Annotated in this window: 17 protein-coding genes; 10 read left to right on the top strand and 7 right to left on the bottom strand. The window is 63.7% G+C overall.

What is annotated here, in order from left to right; genetic code table 11:
• Nucleotides 1–13 precede the first annotated feature (13 nt).
• Complete coding sequence (locus tag ABID59_RS15340) at nt 14–337, bottom strand: DUF1476 domain-containing protein (RefSeq protein WP_148751460.1); 324 nt, start codon at nt 335–337, stop codon at nt 14–16.
• Nucleotides 338–657: 320 nt separating this feature from the next.
• Between ABID59_RS15340 and purC the strand changes: the two genes are divergently transcribed.
• Nucleotides 658–1425: a phosphoribosylaminoimidazolesuccinocarboxamide synthase gene (purC, locus tag ABID59_RS15335; protein ID WP_173015815.1), complete on the top strand. Its 768-nt coding sequence runs from the start codon at nt 658–660 to the stop codon at nt 1423–1425.
• A gap of 12 nt (nt 1426–1437) precedes the next feature.
• On the top strand, nt 1438–1677 hold the full coding sequence (gene purS / locus ABID59_RS15330; RefSeq protein ID WP_148773046.1) for a phosphoribosylformylglycinamidine synthase subunit PurS: 240 nt from the start codon (nt 1438–1440) through the stop codon (nt 1675–1677).
• Nucleotides 1678–1691: 14 nt separating this feature from the next.
• Here purS and corA read toward each other — a convergent pair whose 3' ends face one another.
• Nucleotides 1692–2708, bottom strand: coding sequence for a magnesium/cobalt transporter CorA (corA, locus tag ABID59_RS15325; RefSeq protein ID WP_148751462.1), 1017 nt, complete (start codon nt 2706–2708; stop codon nt 1692–1694).
• A 167-nt stretch (nt 2709–2875) separates the two neighbouring features.
• Between corA and purQ the strand changes: the two genes are divergently transcribed.
• Nucleotides 2876–3577 (top strand): phosphoribosylformylglycinamidine synthase subunit PurQ, encoded by a 702-nt coding sequence (gene purQ, locus ABID59_RS15320; protein ID WP_148751463.1) that lies wholly within the window; start codon nt 2876–2878, stop codon nt 3575–3577.
• A complete protein-coding gene (locus ABID59_RS15315; RefSeq protein ID WP_148751464.1) occupies nt 3574–4548 on the top strand; it encodes a tripartite tricarboxylate transporter substrate binding protein BugD in 975 nt (324 codons plus the stop codon). Before purQ ends, ABID59_RS15315 begins: the two co-directional genes overlap by 4 nt.
• A 38-nt stretch (nt 4549–4586) precedes the next feature.
• Here the strand turns inward: ABID59_RS15315 and ABID59_RS15310 are convergent, their stop codons facing one another.
• Entirely contained in the window at nt 4587–5066 is a 480-nt protein-coding gene (locus tag ABID59_RS15310; RefSeq protein WP_354083902.1) for a PaaI family thioesterase, read from the bottom strand.
• Nucleotides 5067–5250: 184 nt separating this feature from the next.
• On the opposite strand from ABID59_RS15310, the gene purL reads away from it, so the two are divergent.
• Entirely contained in the window at nt 5251–7461 is a 2211-nt protein-coding gene (purL, locus tag ABID59_RS15305; protein ID WP_354083901.1) for a phosphoribosylformylglycinamidine synthase subunit PurL, read from the top strand.
• Between the two features lie 16 nt (nt 7462–7477).
• Here the strand turns inward: purL and ABID59_RS15300 are convergent, their stop codons facing one another.
• Complete coding sequence (locus ABID59_RS15300) at nt 7478–8668, bottom strand: acyltransferase family protein (RefSeq protein ID WP_354033270.1); 1191 nt, start codon at nt 8666–8668, stop codon at nt 7478–7480.
• Between the two features lie 184 nt (nt 8669–8852).
• Here ABID59_RS15300 and ABID59_RS15295 point away from each other — a divergent pair, with 184 nt between their 5' ends.
• Nucleotides 8853–9026 carry a DUF1328 domain-containing protein gene (locus ABID59_RS15295; protein ID WP_092228199.1) on the top strand — a complete coding sequence of 58 codons (174 nt, stop codon included), beginning with the start codon at nt 8853–8855 and terminating at the stop codon, nt 9024–9026.
• Nucleotides 9027–9153: 127 nt separating this feature from the next.
• Here the strand turns inward: ABID59_RS15295 and ABID59_RS15290 are convergent, their stop codons facing one another.
• Nucleotides 9154–9513, bottom strand: coding sequence for a DUF427 domain-containing protein (locus tag ABID59_RS15290; protein WP_148751468.1), 360 nt, complete (start codon nt 9511–9513; stop codon nt 9154–9156).
• Between the two features lie 210 nt (nt 9514–9723).
• Here ABID59_RS15290 and ABID59_RS15285 point away from each other — a divergent pair, with 210 nt between their 5' ends.
• Entirely contained in the window at nt 9724–9960 is a 237-nt protein-coding gene (locus ABID59_RS15285; protein ID WP_148751469.1) for a BolA/IbaG family iron-sulfur metabolism protein, read from the top strand.
• 39 nt (nt 9961–9999) lie between these two features.
• Nucleotides 10000–11193: a low temperature requirement protein A gene (locus tag ABID59_RS15280; protein ID WP_354084056.1), complete on the top strand. Its 1194-nt coding sequence runs from the start codon at nt 10000–10002 to the stop codon at nt 11191–11193.
• A 28-nt stretch (nt 11194–11221) separates the two neighbouring features.
• Here the strand turns inward: ABID59_RS15280 and egtD are convergent, their stop codons facing one another.
• Both egtD and egtB read right to left on the bottom strand, forming a co-directional pair.
• The gene (gene egtD, locus ABID59_RS15275) at nt 11222–12193 is read right to left on the bottom strand and encodes an L-histidine N(alpha)-methyltransferase (RefSeq protein ID WP_354083900.1); all 972 of its coding nucleotides are present in this window, start codon (nt 12191–12193) and stop codon (nt 11222–11224) included.
• 60 nt (nt 12194–12253) lie between these two features.
• Nucleotides 12254–13552, bottom strand: a complete 1299-nt coding sequence (gene egtB / locus ABID59_RS15270) for an ergothioneine biosynthesis protein EgtB (RefSeq protein WP_354083899.1) — start codon at nt 13550–13552, stop codon at nt 12254–12256.
• Nucleotides 13553–13791: 239 nt separating this feature from the next.
• Here egtB and grxD point away from each other — a divergent pair, with 239 nt between their 5' ends.
• A complete protein-coding gene (grxD, locus tag ABID59_RS15265) occupies nt 13792–14118 on the top strand; it encodes a Grx4 family monothiol glutaredoxin (RefSeq protein ID WP_148751473.1) in 327 nt (108 codons plus the stop codon).
• Nucleotides 14119–14121: 3 nt separating this feature from the next.
• On the top strand, nt 14122–14673 hold the full coding sequence (locus tag ABID59_RS15260) for an O-acetyl-ADP-ribose deacetylase (protein WP_354083898.1): 552 nt from the start codon (nt 14122–14124) through the stop codon (nt 14671–14673).
• Nucleotides 14674–14687: the final 14 nt, after the last annotated feature.

Below are 14687 nucleotides of genomic sequence, written 5' to 3'. Positions count from 1 at the left end.
GCTCCCAGCGGGCCTATTTTCCAGCCTTCACCTCGGCGGCCGCGACCGCAATCAGCTCACTCATCTTGGCGCGAATCGCCTGCTCGGTGACGGCGACGTTCCCGGCGGCGAAATCGGCCATGACCTTGCGCAGGACGTCGCCGTCGCCGGCCTCCTCGAAATCGGCCGCGACCACCTCCTTGGCATAGGCGGTAGCGGCTTCGCCTGATATTCCGAGCTTTTCGGCCGCCCACAGCCCCAGCAGCCGGTTACGGCGGGCTTCCGCCCTGAATTTCTGCTCCTCGTCGAGGGCAAACTTCTTCTCAAAGCCTTCCTCGCGCTTGTTGAATTCGCTCATGCGTCTTCCAATTCCTTAAGCTCGCCGGACGAGGCGCCCTCGTTGCGAGGGGCCCTGCGCATGCCTACATAGGGGGCAGGAATCGGTGAAACAACGAGCCGTAAAGCCGCAGGCAAGGTGGTATAAGTCAGCGTCGGACGGGCCGGATCGATTGTGCTGGGACAGCCAATCGGATAGGTTGCCTAAAGGCTTGGTTCCCGTTCTGTTTCCAAGGATTCGGATGGGGTTCCAGGCCGTTCACGGCAGCTCCGCTGTGGGTCGTAACCTGGTAACCGGAGCACACCAAACACATGGATTTCAACAAAACACGGTACATCCCAATGAGCCGTCGGCGTCGCATTTATGAAGGCAAGGCAAAGGTTCTCTATGAAGGTCCGGAGCCTGGTACCCTGATCCAGCACTTCAAGGATGACGCCACCGCGTTCAATGCGAAGAAGCATCAGGTGATCGAGGGCAAGGGTGTCCTCAACAACCGGATCTCGGAGTACCTGTTTCAGCACCTCAACGACATCGGGGTGCCGACCCACTTCATCCGTCGGCTCAACATGCGCGAGCAGTTGATTCGCGAGGTCGAGATCGTGCCGCTCGAGGTGGTGGTGCGGAACGTTGCCGCCGGCTCGCTGTCGCAGCGCCTCGGCATCGAGGAGGGCACCCAGCTGCCCCGTTCGATCATCGAATTCTATTACAAGAACGACCAGCTCAACGACCCCATGGTGTCGGAAGAGCACATCACTGCCTTCGGCTGGGCCACGCCGCAGGAGATCGACGACATCATGGCGCTCGCCATCCGCGTCAACGACTTCCTCACCGGCCTCTTCCTCGGCATCGGCATCCGCCTCGTCGACTTCAAGATGGAATGCGGCCGGTTGTTCGAGAACGAGATGATGCGCATCATCGTCGCCGACGAGATCTCGCCGGATAGCTGCCGTCTGTGGGACATCAAGTCGAACGAGAAGCTCGACAAGGACCGTTTCCGCAGGGATCTCGGCGGCCTGCTCGAGGCCTATACCGAAGTCGCCAAGCGCCTCGGCATCCTCATGGAGAACGAGCGTCCGCAGGGCTCAGGCCCGGTGCTGGTGAAGAGCTAAGGGGTTTTCGACGTGAAGGCACGTGTCACCGTTACCTTGAAGACGGGTATCCTCGATCCGCAGGGCAAGGCCATCGAAGGCGCGCTGAAATCGCTCGGCGTCGATGGCGTCGCCAGCGTGCGGCAGGGCAAGGTGTTCGACATCGAGCTCGCCGGCGCCGACAAGGCCAAGGCGGAAGCCGCGCTGAAGGACGCTGCCGACAAGCTGCTCGCCAACACCGTGATCGAGAACTACCGGGTCGAGATCGTGTAACTCGTGCGGGCGCGTCACAGCCATCCGACGCGGCGGAAGCGCCAGTACAATCCGAGGCAGGCGAGCGCCATCAATCCCAACACGATGAAGTAGCCGTATTCCAGCTGTAGCTCCGGGATGTACTTGAAGTTCATCCCATAGATGCCGGCGACTGCGGTCGGGACGGCCAGGATCGCAAGCCAGGAGGCGAGCTTCTTCGACACCGCCGTCTCCTGCGCCTGGCCGACCAGCAGGCTCGCCTCAAAAGCGAAGGCCAGCACCTCGCGCATGGAATCGATGCGCTCCTGGATGTTGCGGACGTGGTCGGTGACGTCGCGGAACAGGGTCTGCATCGCCGGGCGCACCATCGACAGCTCGTCATGCTCCAGCCGGCGGCAGACTTCGACCAGGGGCCCGACGGCATTGCGCAGCCGCAACAGGTCGCGGCGCAGCATGTACAGCCGTTCGATCTGCGCCTTGGTGATCGCGTTCGAGAGCACGTAGTCCTCGATCTCCTCGACCTCCTCGTGAATGCTCTCGAGCACAGGGGAGTAGTTGTCGACGATGAAATCGAGGATCGCATAGAGGATATAGTCCTCGCCTCGCGCCAGCGCCCGCGGACAGCTCTCGCAGCGTTCGCGCACCGCCGTGTAGGAGGTCGAGGCGCCGTGACGGACCGTCACGAGATAACCGTCGCCGATGAAGATGTGGGTCTCGCCGAAGGCGATCCGGCCCTCGATCAATTGCGCCGTGCGCGCGACGATGAACAGGGCCTCGCCATATTGCTCGATCTTGGGCCGCTGATGGGCGTTGTTGGCGTCCTCGATGGCGAGCTCGTGCAGGTCGAATTGCTTCTGCACCGCGCCGAGCAGCGCCATGTCGGGCTCGTGCAGCCCGATCCAGACCACATGGCCGGGCTTGGCCCGCCAGCTCGACGCCTCGCTGATGGCGATGTTGGCGACGCGCCGGCCATCGACATAGGCGCCGGCGGCGACGACGCCCTCTGCGGAGACCGGTTCGGACTCGGATGTGGGCAGTGACGGGACATTCATGGCTTCAATCCCGGGCAAAATACTTGGGCAGACGCGCCGTGGTCATGGCCTGTGCACAAGGCCGTCCGGCGAGGCTAGCACTGGTAAAATCCCCGTCAAATGGCTATGTCTCTTCACGATTTGGCCCGCGGGCCAACCCGATTCCCACCCTCGTTGGAACCTGAATCATGAAAGCCGCCATCCTCGTCTTTCCCGGAATCAACCGCGAGCGCGACATGGCGCGCGCGCTGAGGCTGATCTCGGGCCACGAGCCTGCGATGGTGTGGCACGCCGAGACGTCGCTGCCTGATGGCACCGATCTCGTGGTGGTGCCCGGCGGCTTCTCCTACGGCGATTATCTGCGCTGTGGTGCGATTGCGGCGCGGGCGCCGGTGATGGATGCGGTGCGCGACTATGCGGCCAAGGGCGGGCTCGTGCTCGGCGTCTGCAACGGTTTCCAGATCCTCTGCGAATCCGGCCTGCTGCCGGGCGTGCTGATGCGCAATGCTCGGCTGAAATTCATCTGCAAGGACGTGCATCTGCGCGTCGAGCGCTCTGATACGCCGTTCACCCGCGGCTACAATGCCGGCCAGGTGATCCGCGTGCCGGTCGCGCACGGCGAGGGCAATTACGAGGCGGACGAAGAGACCATCAAGCGCATCGAGGGCGAGGGGCGGGTGCTCTATCGCTACTGCTCGGCCGACGGTGCGGTCGACGAGAACCACAACATCAACGGCGCGGCGCATTCCATCGCCGGCCTCGTCAACGACAAGGGCAACGTGCTCGGCATGATGCCGCACCCGGAAAACCACGTCGAAGACATCATGGGCTGCACCGATGGCCGCGGCCTGTTCGCAGGTCTCACCGCGCATCTGGAAAAGGCCGCGTGATTTCCTTCGTGGTGAAGCGTGCACTCGCCGCGTTCGCGGTGCTCTTGTTCGCGACGGCTGCGTTCGCGCAGGATTTTCCAAAACATCCGATCACCATGATCGTGCCGTTCGCGGCCGGCGGCACCTCGGACGTGATCGCGCGCACGGTGGCCGAACAGATGGGCGTGGCGCTCGGCCAGTCCATCGTGATCGAGAACGTTGCGGGGGCCGGCGGCTCGACCGCGCTGGCACGCGCTTCGCGTGCCGAGCCTGATGGTTACACCATCGCGATCGGCAATGCCGGCACCAATGCCGCGACCTACACGATCTATCCCAAGCTGCCGTTCACGCCGGAGTCTTTTGCGCCGATCGGCATGGTGGCCAAGACCTTCGGCATCATCGCGCTACGCAAGGATTTTCCGGCGAAAGATCTGAAGGAGTTCATCGCCTACGCCAAGGCCAACCCGGGCAAGATCAATCTCGGCCATGCCGGCGTCGGCTCGTCGAACTACCTCATCTGCAAGAGTTTCGTGACGGCCGCCGGGATCGACGCGACGCTGGTCGGCTATCGCGGCGCGTCGCCCGCGCTGACCGATGCGATCGGCAGCCAGATCGACGGCGTCTGTGACGCAGCGGCCTCGGTCTCGCAGTCGATCAACGAAAAGCTGGTGAAAGGGCTCGTGGTCGGCTCGACGGTGCGGCTCGCGACGCTGCCCGATCTGCCGACATCAGCCGAAGCCGGCCTGCCCGAATTCGAGGCGCAGGGCTGGAACGGCCTGTTCGCGCCCAAGGGCACGCCGCCGACCATCATCGCCAGGCTGAACGCGGCTGCGCGCGCGGCCGTGGAAACCGACGCGGTGAAGAAGCGTTTTGCCGAGCTGTCGACCGTCGCGCCCGATCCCGACGAGCACACGCCCGAGGTGCTGCAAAAGCTCGTGACGCGCGACGTGGAGAAATACCGGAAGATGCTGGCCGACGAGGGCAAGCAGTAGAGGTTCGCGCTAGCGGTGCGAAAATGAAAAGTGCGGCGCTATGCGTTTGCCTGCAGTGCCGGCTTCCGCTTCACGCGTTTGATCGTGCCGGAGAACGTGAACAGCGGCCGGTCGGCTGAGCTCAGCTTGCCGCGCAGGAAGATCAGCGAGCCGCCGGCCCGGGACACTTCGCCTGTGCATTCGACCAGCTCGCCCTCGCGCGCCGCGTCGAGGAAATCGCAGGCGAAATTGGTGGTCACGGCCGGGCCATCCAGCTCGTGGGTGGCGATTGCGAACAGGCAATAGTCCGCGAAGGCCATGAAGCAGCCGCCGTGGACATTTCCGGAGCCGTTGAGGTGCTTTTTCTCGACCCGGAAGGCGCAGCGAATGCTGCCGTCGTCGTCGATCTTGTGCCAGAACGGCCCGATATGGCTCTCAAAACTGTCGCGAATCCAGGTCCGCCACCCTCTGAACTCGCCCTCGGTGGCGACGTGCAGGTCGGGACGGCGGGACGGGGTCACTTTGGTCAATTCGTGCAAGGAAATGGGCCTTCAATTGCGGGTCTTTAGCCCTTAAATCCGATCCGCCAGCGCCTTGCAATTCCCGTTCCCGCCGACCCTCCTTGCAAAACGTGGGACAGCGGGAAAATGCGTCATAAAGGGCTTTTCGTGAGGCCCCGATGTTCCTAAGAACGGCCAAACGCCCGCCGAAAGCCCAGAATCCATGAAGAACGAACCCAAGATCACCCCCGAACTGGTTGCCGCCCACGGGCTCAAGCCCGACGAGTATGAGCGCATCCTGAAGCTGATCGGGCGGGAGCCGACCTTCACCGAGCTCGGCATTTTCTCGGCAATGTGGAACGAGCACTGCTCGTACAAATCCTCGCGCATCCATCTGAAGGGCCTGCCGACCAAGGCGCCCTGGGTGATTCAGGGGCCCGGCGAGAACGCCGGCGTGATCGACATCGGCGATGGCCAGGCCGTGGTATTCAAGATGGAGAGCCACAACCACCCGAGCTACATCGAGCCCTATCAAGGCGCGACCACCGGCGTCGGCGGCATTTTGCGCGACGTCTTCACCATGGGCGCGCGCCCGATCGCCTGCCTCAACGCGCTAAGCTTCGGCGCGCCCGAGCACGCCAAGACCCGGCATCTCGTGTCCGGCGTCGTTGCCGGTGTCGGCGGCTACGGCAATTCCTTCGGCGTGCCCACGGTCGGCGGCCAGGTGCGTTTCCACACGCGTTATGATGGCAACATCCTCGTCAACGCGATGGCGGTCGGTCTCGCCGATGCCGACAAGATCTTCTATGCGGCCGCCTCCGGCGTGAACATGCCGATCGTGTATCTCGGCTCCAAAACGGGCCGCGACGGCATCCACGGCGCCTCGATGGCGTCGGCCGAGTTCGACGACAAGTCCGAGGAGAAGCGCCCGACGGTGCAGGTCGGCGATCCCTTCGCCGAGAAACTTCTGCTCGAGGCCTGCCTCGAGATCATGGAGAAGGGCTGCGTCATCGCGATCCAGGACATGGGTGCGGCGGGCCTGACCTGCTCGGCGGTCGAGATGGGCGCCAAGGGCGACCTCGGCGTCGACCTCGATCTCGACGCGGTGCCGACCCGCGAGACCGGCATGAGCGCCTACGAGATGATGCTCTCGGAGAGCCAGGAGCGCATGCTCATGGTGCTCAAGCCCGAGAAGGAACAGGAAGCCGAGGCGATCTTCAGGAAATGGGGCCTCGACTTTGCCGTCGTCGGCTACACCACGCCGAGCAAGCGCTTCGTGGTCAAGCATGGCGGCGACGTCATGGCCGATCTGCCGATCAAGGAGCTCGGCGACGAGGCGCCGCTCTACGACCGTCCGCATGTTCCCTCCGCCGCGCTGCCGATCGTGCATGCGCGCGAAGTGCCGGCGCCGATGGCGCTCGGTGCGGCGCTGGAGAAGCTGATCGGCACGCCCGACATGTGCAGCAAGCGCTGGGTCTGGGAGCAGTACGACCACGTCATCCTCGGTAACACCATGCAGCGCCCCGGCGGCGACGCCGCGGTCGTGCGCGTGCAGGACGGGCCGAAGGGCCTGGCGCTTACCGTCGACGTCACGCCGCGCTATTGCGAAGCCGATCCTTACCAGGGCGGCATGCAGGCGGTGGCGGAGGCCTGGCGCAACATCACGGCCGTCGGCGGCAAGCCGCTCGCGATCACCGACAATCTCAATTTCGGCAATCCCGAGCGCCCTGAGATCATGGGCCAGCTCGTCGGTTGCCTGAAGGGCATCTCGGAAGCCTGCCGCACGCTCGACTTCCCGGTCGTCTCCGGCAACGTCTCGCTCTACAACGAGACCAACGGCCGCGCGATCCTGCCGACGCCCTCGATCGGCGGCGTCGGCCTGCTCGACGATTTCACCAAGTCTTCGTCGCTCGCCTTCAAGGCGGAGGGCGAGGCGATCCTCCTGATCGGCGACACCCATGGCTGGCTCGGCCAGTCCGTTTATCTGAGCGACATCTGCGGTCGGGAGGAGGGCGCGCCGCCGCCGGTCGACCTTGCTGCCGAGAAGCGCAACGGCGACTGCGTGCGCGGCATGATCCATGCGGGCACTGCAACCGCCGTGCACGATCTTTCCGACGGTGGCCTGCTGATCGCGCTCGCCGAAATGGCGATGGCGGGTGGCATCGGCGCGAAGCTGCTGGCAGCACCGGCGGCGCTCGTGCCGCAGGCCTACTGGTTCGGCGAGGACCAGGCGCGCTATCTCGTCACCGTGCCGGAAACCGAAGCCGGCCGCGTACTCGCCAAGATGCGCGGCTGTGAGGTGCCCTGCGTGCGGATCGGCACCACAGGTGGCGATGCGATAGCGATCGCGGGCGAGGCGCCGGTTGCGATCGACACGCTGCTGACGTCGCACGAGCGCTGGTTGCCGGATTATATGGCCGGGAAGGCGGCGTAAGCCGCCCTCCCCAAACTCACAGCACCTTCGTTGCCCCGGGGATTTGGCGCAAGGCGCGCGTCAGCGCCCAACTGAACGCGACCGTCAGCACGAATCCCATCGTCGCCTTGACGATCGCTGGCAGGTCATAGTCGAACAGCCAGTATTGCAGCCAAAGCGCGATCGGGTAGTGCACCAAAAATATGCCAAAGGCGTCCGCCTGCATCGGATCGAGTAGTCTGGCCGAACCCGATTGTTTGAACCTCTGGAAGAAGGCCAGGATGAGAAACATGATGGCCACGCTGAAGACAGCGAAGCAGATAGCATAGAGCCCCTCATACCAGTTCGGCAGCGGTGACGGATTTCCCAGTATTTCGCGCTTGATGAAGATCAGTACCCAGAGCAGGCAATACGGAACGATCGCCAAGACCATCCAGTCCCAACTGACCTTCGCCATCCGGCCGTCAGCCGCGAGCAGTCCGCGGTCCATATTCGCGACGCCGATGCCGGCACCGAAAAAGAAGTAGCTCGCATAGAGCATCACGCGCCCGTGCTGCACCGAGAAGGGCCCGAACTCGAACCAGCTGCTTGGCCCAAAATACATCAGCCCGGGAACATAGAACGCTGCGGTGACGGCAAGCATGACCGCGAAGAACACCGCCGGCCGGCGGCGGCCGTGCAGCGACAGGCGATTGATCGGATCGAGCAGGTTGGGTGACAGTCGATGCAGGATGCAGGCAACCACGTCGAAGGCGAACAGGACCCAGAGGAACCAGATCGGCCCGCTCGGCCACGGGCCCTTCGTGACCATATTCCACCAGTACTCCGAGAAGCCGATCTCGGGATTGTGCCGGAGCGAGATCGCGTAGTAGGCGAGCGGAATGATCGTGAATGCGCAAATCACGAACGGCAGCCCAAGCCGCAGCAGGCGATCTGCCAAATAGCTCGGCGCCCCCTTGCGGGCGATGCCTGACCACGCAAACAAGCCCGACAGAAAAAAGAACATCGCCATGAAGAAGCTATCGGTAGCGAGCACGATCATGTCGAAGCCGAAGAAGGACTTCGGGTCGGTATGACCGAAATAGGTATAGGGGATGACAGCGTGATGCAGCAGCACCACCAGCGTCAGGAAGGTGCGGGCGCGGTCGAGCGACAGATTGCGCGTCTTGCTTTTTGGCGCAGCATGCGCTTCGGCGCCAATCGTCGCTGACTGTGAGATCGTGCTCATGGTTGCCCCGGTTGTGCCTCTGTCCCTACACGACTCTGCCGCCGGGAACCCGATTCAGCAAGGGCAGTTTGTGCCGCGACGACCTTCTGTCGTGCGTCTAGGAACCAGCTCCGCGCAACGCGGTTAGCGTTTCCGAAACCGGTGAGGGCCGCCGATTGCAGTGGCCACTGTCGCGGAGCTGGCGATGACGATCTTGAAATGGGCGCTGATCTTCCTGCTGATCTCGATCGTGGCAGGTGTGCTCGGCTTCACCGGCATCTCGGCCGCCTCCGCCGACGTCGCCCGCTTCCTGTTCTATGTCTTCGTCGTGATCTTCCTGGTGCTGCTGATACTCGGGCTCACGATCTTCAGGGCGTAGCGGCGCTGCTCCCACACGCCCAGTCGTCGTGCCCGGGCTTGTCCCGGGCATCCACGTCTTCGTTCTGACTGCCAAGAACCTGGATGGCCGGGACAAGCCCGGCCATGACGACGGCACAGAACGTGGACTACCCCACTTCCTCGATCTTCACCTTGTCCGGATAGAAGGCGAGATGGCCAGTGATCTCGGTCATCGCGGGGAAGGGCGTCTCATAGGTCCAGATGGCGTTATCGAGCGTCTTGCCGTCGGCCTTGATGCTGTAATAACTGGCGTCCCCCTTGTAGGGGCAGTGGGTGGTGCGCTCGGTGCGCTCCAGCAGCGCCATGTTGGCATCCTCGCGCGGCACATATTGCACCGCCGGATATTTGGCCTCTTTCAGCGTCAGCGCCTTGGCGCTCTCGGCAATCACGACATCACCCGCCGTGACGCGGACGCGCCGGGGGTTTTGGGTGATGGTGATGGGGTGGTCGGGGCCTGGAAGCTTCATGATTTCACGCCTTTTCGATCAATCTGCCACGCGCGGCACTTTGTCGTGCCTTTATCCTGTTGGGATCAGGGATATAGTGCCTGAAGGCGTGACGTAGAAGGCCGTTCACGCTAAGTTTGGCCCTGCCGGCAAGTTTGGCTTTGCAGGGCCGGACCCCGGCAAGGCGATTCGACGCCGAGGCTGTAAGCCGACACAAGGAGCAAGACCCGAATGCCCATGGACGCCCACGATATCGAGGCGATGATCAAGGCCGCAATCCCCGATGCCGAGGTGACCATCCGTGACCTCGCCGGCGATGGCGACCATTATGCCGCGACCGTGATCTCGGAATCCTTCCGCGGCAAATCCCGCGTCCAGCAGCACCAGATCGTCTATCGGTCCCTGCAGGGTCAGATGGGCGGCGTGCTGCATGCGCTGGCGCTGCAAACCGGCGTACCAAGTACTTGAATAATTTGTACCTGATCTGATCGCGCGACGGGGACGATGATGGCGGCCGATAACCCGCGCGGCACGATGTTTCGCGTGGTCGTGCCGAACCAGCCCAGCCGCGTCACCAATGCCGAGCTGTTCTTCGACCTCGTCTTCGTCTTCGCCGTCACGCAGATCTCGCACACGCTGCTGCACCACTTCACGCCGCTCGGGGCGGTCGAGGTCACGCTGCTGTTCCTGGCGGTGTGGTGGGTGTGGGTCTACACCGCCTGGGTCACCAACTGGCTCAACCCCGAGCTGACGCCGGTCCGCATCCTGATCTTCCTGATGATGCTGGGCGGCCTCGTGCTGTCGACGACCATCCCGGGCGCGTTCGAGGGGCGCGGGCTGTGGTTTGCGATCGCCTATGCGGTCATGCAGGTTGGACGCACTGCCTTCTGGCTGTTTGCGACCCCGCGCCATCGCACCGCCGTGCGGCTCAATGCGATCCGCATCCTGGTCTGGCTCTCCTGCTCCGCGGTGTTCTGGGTCCTCGGCGGTCTGGCCCATGGCGAGGAGAGGCTGTGGTTCTGGATCGTGGCGCTGACGATCGAATACGTCTCGCCCGCGGTGCGCTTCTGGGTGCCGAAGCTGGGCTTCTCGTCGGTCGAGGCCTGGGCGGTCGAGGGCAACCACATGGCCGAGCGCTGCGCCGGCTTCATCATTATCGCCCTCGGTGAAGCCGTCGTCGTCAACGGCGCGACCTTTGCCGAGCTGGACTGGACCGCAGACAACATCCTGGCCTTCCTCTCGTGCCTGGTCGGCAGCATCGCGATGTGGTGGGTGTATTTCCACAAGGGCGCCGAGGCCGGCTCCGAGCGGATCTCGAAGAGCGCGGAATCCGGCCGGCTGGCGCGGCTCGCCTACACCTATCTGCACATGCCGATCGTCGCCGGCATCATCCTGACCGCGGTTTCGGACGAGCTGGTGCTGAAGCACCCGACCGGACATTCCGACGTCCGCACCATCGTGAGCACGATCGGTGGCCCCTTGGTGTTTCTGGTCGGCACCATCCTGTTCAAGCACACGATCCGCGGCTTTCTCCAGCTCTCGCACGGCATCGGCATCATCCTGCTGATGGCGCTGTGGTGGTTCGCCGCCGATCTCTCGCCCTTATGGCTGTCGGTTGCGACCAGCGCGATCATGATCGTCGTCGCGGTGTGGGAGTCGGTGTCGCTGGGATCGAAGCCGGAGGAGGCCGAGGAGCATTGAGCGCCGGCCGCCGGTAGCTCCGGAACGTTTAATCCGCCGCCTCCAGCGCGTGCACCGAGAACATCTTCGCGGCATCCGTCCAGCTCTCTCGCACTCGCCAGCCGGCGCTCTGCGCCAGCGCGGCGAAACGCTCGAGGCTGTATTTGTAGCTGTTCTCGGTGTGAATGCTCTCGCCGGGCTTGAACGAGAAGCTGGTCCCGAGCAGGCGCACCGTCTGGCTCTTCCGGCTGATCAGGTGCATCTCGATGCGGTGCCGCTCGTGATTGTAGATCGCGCCATGGCTGAAGGCGGAGAGGTCGAAATTGCCGCCGAGCTCGCGGTTGATCCGCACCAGCACATTGAGGTTGAAACGCGCGGTGACGCCGGCCGCGTCGTTATAGGCAGCGTGGAGCACGCGCTCCTCTTTCTCCAGGTCGGCGCCGATGATCATCTGCGCGCCCTTCCCCAGGATCTGACGGGCACTCTTCAGGAAGGCCTGCGCCTCATGCGGCTCGAAATTGCCGATGGTCGAGCCGGGGAAGAAGCCGACCTTGGGCATGGACGCGACCGCCTTGGGCAGCTCGAACGGCGTGGTGAAGTCGGCGGCCACCGGATAGATGCTGAGCGAGGGGAAATCCCGCTTCAGCCCGTTGGCCTGTGCCTTCAGGAAATCGCCGGAGATATCGACGGGCACATAGGCTGCGAACTTGCAGTGGTTGAGCAGCAGGCGGACTTTCGTGGTCGCGCCTGCTCCGAACTCGACCAGCGCGGCATGTTCGGGAATGATCTTAGCGATCTCGCTGCCGCGCTCCTTCAGGATCGCAAGCTCGGTGCGCGTCGGATAATATTCCGGCAGGCGCGTGATCGCCTCGAACAGCTCCGATCCGGTCGCGTCATAAAAATATTTCGGCGACAGTTTTTTCGGCTGCTGCGAGAGGTCCCCGATGGCCTCGCGGGCGAAGGCAGTCGTCTGCTCGTCGGGGAGATGGGCTTCGGCCAAAGCGCTGGCATGCACATTCATGATACTCTCCTGAACGCGCTGTCCGGCGCGCATTTGTCGTCGGATGAGACTTCAAAGACTTCAGACGTAATCGGCGAGCCGCAACCCCGTGAACTGCCAGCGGTGGTGCGGATAGAAGAAGTTGCGGTATGTGACACGGCTGTGACCGTCCGGCGTCGCGAGCGAGGAGCCGCGCAGCACCAGCTGGTTGACCATGAACTTGCCGTTGTACTCGCCGAGTGCGCCCTCAATGGCGCGGTAGCCGGGGTAGGGTGAATACGAAGAACGCGTCCACTGCCAGACGATGCCGAAGGCGTCGTTGAGCTGGCCGGCCCGCGCGGCGACCTCCCATTCCATCTCGGTCGGCAGGTGTTTTCCGGCCCAGCGCGCAAACGCATCGGCCTCGTAATAGCTGATGTGGCAGACCGGCGCGTCGGGATCGACCGGCGTGACGCCGGCGAGCGTCATCAGCTGCCATCCGCCGTCGACCTCGCGCCAATGGCCCGGAGCCTGCCAGTCTTCCTTGCTGGCCGCGGCGAAGCCGTCCATCAGCCACAGCGTTGCGGTCCGGTAGCCGCCGTCGCGCATGAAGGCGAGCCATTCGCCATTGGTGACGAGATTGCGGGCGATCTTGACCGGGCCGACGAGAGCGCGGTGCGCCGGCTTCTCGTTATCGAAATGGAAGCTGTCCTCGACATGGCCGACGGTGTGGATGCCTTCGTTGAGCGTCAGCCAATCGTCGCCGGTGCGCGTCGCGGCTGGAAAGCGCCAGTCCTTGTCATAGGACGGATAGACCGGATTCTGCGCGAAGGCGTGCAGGATGTCGGTGAACATCAATTCCTGATGCTGCTGCTCGTGGTTCAGCCCGACCTCGACCAGTGGCGCCAGGGCGCGGAGCTCGTCTTCGCCAGCTTCGCGGAAGAATTTGACGACCGCCGCATCGACATAACGGCGATAGGCGCCGACCTCGTCGGCACTGGGACGGGTGATGTCGCCGCGATGATTGCGGGCGTGACGGGGACCGGCGCTGACGTAATAGGAATTGAACAGGAAGGCGAAGTCGGGGTGGAAGGGACGGTAGCCGGCGGCGTGCTCGCCGAGCAAGAACTGCTCCCAGAACCAGGTGGTATGCGCCCGGTGCCATTTGATGGGGCTCGCGTCCGCCATGGACTGGATCTGCTGGTCCTCGGGCGAGAGCGGCGCGGCTCGGCGCTCCGTCTCGTTGCGGACGGCAAGAAACGCGGTCTCCAGCCCCTGCGCGAGGCCGTCCGGGGCGGCCGACCGTGACGAAAGCGGTGAGGTGGCCGTGGCGGAGGCTTGTTTCGTCACGTTTTTCTCCAGACAGGACAAGAGAACGTTGTTGGCGGGACCCGGTTCCAAAACCGAGGTTCGTCCTAGATAGGGGCTCTGTTACGGTATGAAAGTCCTCCCCGCTGATGATATTCGTGCCGTCATGCAATGGGGCCGGGGCCGTCAGGCCTGGCCCCGGGGGGCCGTTCGCCGCCATTTTACTTTGGATGCACAACGGTTTGGGCTACATATATAGCCAGGTATCGGGTTAGATCGGCTGAGCCGGCCCGGATTGATAGGTGAGGGCTCTGCCCCAGAAGGACACGGATATGAGCATCGCGGAATTCATCGACAACGAAGTGAAGTCGAACGACGTGGTTCTGTTCATGAAGGGTACGCCGCAATTTCCGCAGTGCGGTTTCTCCGGCCAGGTCGTCCAGATCCTCGACCATATCGGCGTCGGCTATAAGGGCCTCAACGTCCTCGAATCGGCCGAACTGCGTAACGGCATCAAGGACTACTCGAACTGGCCGACGATCCCGCAGCTCTACGTGAAGGGCGAGTTCGTCGGCGGTTGCGACATCGTCCGCGAGATGTTCCAGGCCGGCGAATTGCAGCAGCTCTTGTCCGAGAAGGGCGTTGCGGTCGCGGCCTGATCCGTGACGGTGCTGACGCGCCGGATCGGCGCCGTCCAGCTCGAAATCATCGTGGCTGACATCACGACTCTCGGCGTTGACGCCATCGTCAACGCCGCCAACACGTCGCTCCTTGGCGGGGGCGGCGTGGACGGCGCGATCCATCGGGCGGCCGGACCCGAGCTCGTCGCCGAATGCCGCACGCTCCATGGCTGCAACACCGGCGATGCCAGGATCACCAAGGGATATCGGCTCAAGGCCGCGCATGTGATCCACACCGTCGGACCGGTCTGGACCGGCGGCACAAGCGGCGAGGACGATCTGCTCGCCTCCTGCTATCGCCGCGCGATGGAGCTGTGCGGAAAGCACAAGCTGACCTCGGTGGCGTTCCCCGCGATTTCGACCGGCATTTATCGTTTTCCAGCTGACCGGGCGGCCGAGATCGCTGTCCGCACGATTGTCGAAATGCTGCCCGGCGCGCCATCCGTTGGTCGGGTCGTGTTCTGCTGCTTCTCCGAGCCAAGCGCCAAACTCCATGCCGAGGCGCTCGCGCGACACGGCGGCCCTTGTGCCTGATGACGCCGTCAGTA

It is taken from the genome of Bradyrhizobium sp. S3.3.6, from assembly GCF_040546905.1.
GTDB lineage: Bacteria > Pseudomonadota > Alphaproteobacteria > Rhizobiales > Xanthobacteraceae > Bradyrhizobium > Bradyrhizobium cytisi.
Note: the sequence above shows the minus strand (reverse complement) of the source record. Positions and strands in the feature narration are given on the sequence as shown.

Excerpts from the sequence above, each read along its gene's own strand:
- ABID59_RS15280 (WP_354084056.1), top strand. The coding sequence starts at position 10,000 with ATGGCGGCCGATAACCCGCGCGGCACGATGTTTCGCGTGGTCGTGCCG.
- ABID59_RS15295 (WP_092228199.1), top strand. The coding sequence starts at position 8,853 with ATGACGATCTTGAAATGGGCGCTGATCTTCCTGCTGATCTCGATCGTG.
- purC (WP_173015815.1), top strand. The coding sequence starts at position 658 with ATGAGCCGTCGGCGTCGCATTTATGAAGGCAAGGCAAAGGTTCTCTAT.
- corA (WP_148751462.1), bottom strand. The coding sequence starts at position 2,708 with ATGAATGTCCCGTCACTGCCCACATCCGAGTCCGAACCGGTCTCCGCA.
- ABID59_RS15285 (WP_148751469.1), top strand. The coding sequence starts at position 9,724 with ATGCCCATGGACGCCCACGATATCGAGGCGATGATCAAGGCCGCAATC.
- grxD (WP_148751473.1), top strand. The coding sequence starts at position 13,792 with ATGAGCATCGCGGAATTCATCGACAACGAAGTGAAGTCGAACGACGTG.
- ABID59_RS15340 (WP_148751460.1), bottom strand. The coding sequence starts at position 337 with ATGAGCGAATTCAACAAGCGCGAGGAAGGCTTTGAGAAGAAGTTTGCC.
- purQ (WP_148751463.1), top strand. The coding sequence starts at position 2,876 with ATGAAAGCCGCCATCCTCGTCTTTCCCGGAATCAACCGCGAGCGCGAC.
- purL (WP_354083901.1), top strand. The coding sequence starts at position 5,251 with ATGAAGAACGAACCCAAGATCACCCCCGAACTGGTTGCCGCCCACGGG.
- ABID59_RS15290 (WP_148751468.1), bottom strand. The coding sequence starts at position 9,513 with ATGAAGCTTCCAGGCCCCGACCACCCCATCACCATCACCCAAAACCCC.
- ABID59_RS15300 (WP_354033270.1), bottom strand. The coding sequence starts at position 8,668 with ATGAGCACGATCTCACAGTCAGCGACGATTGGCGCCGAAGCGCATGCT.
- egtD (WP_354083900.1), bottom strand. The coding sequence starts at position 12,193 with ATGAATGTGCATGCCAGCGCTTTGGCCGAAGCCCATCTCCCCGACGAG.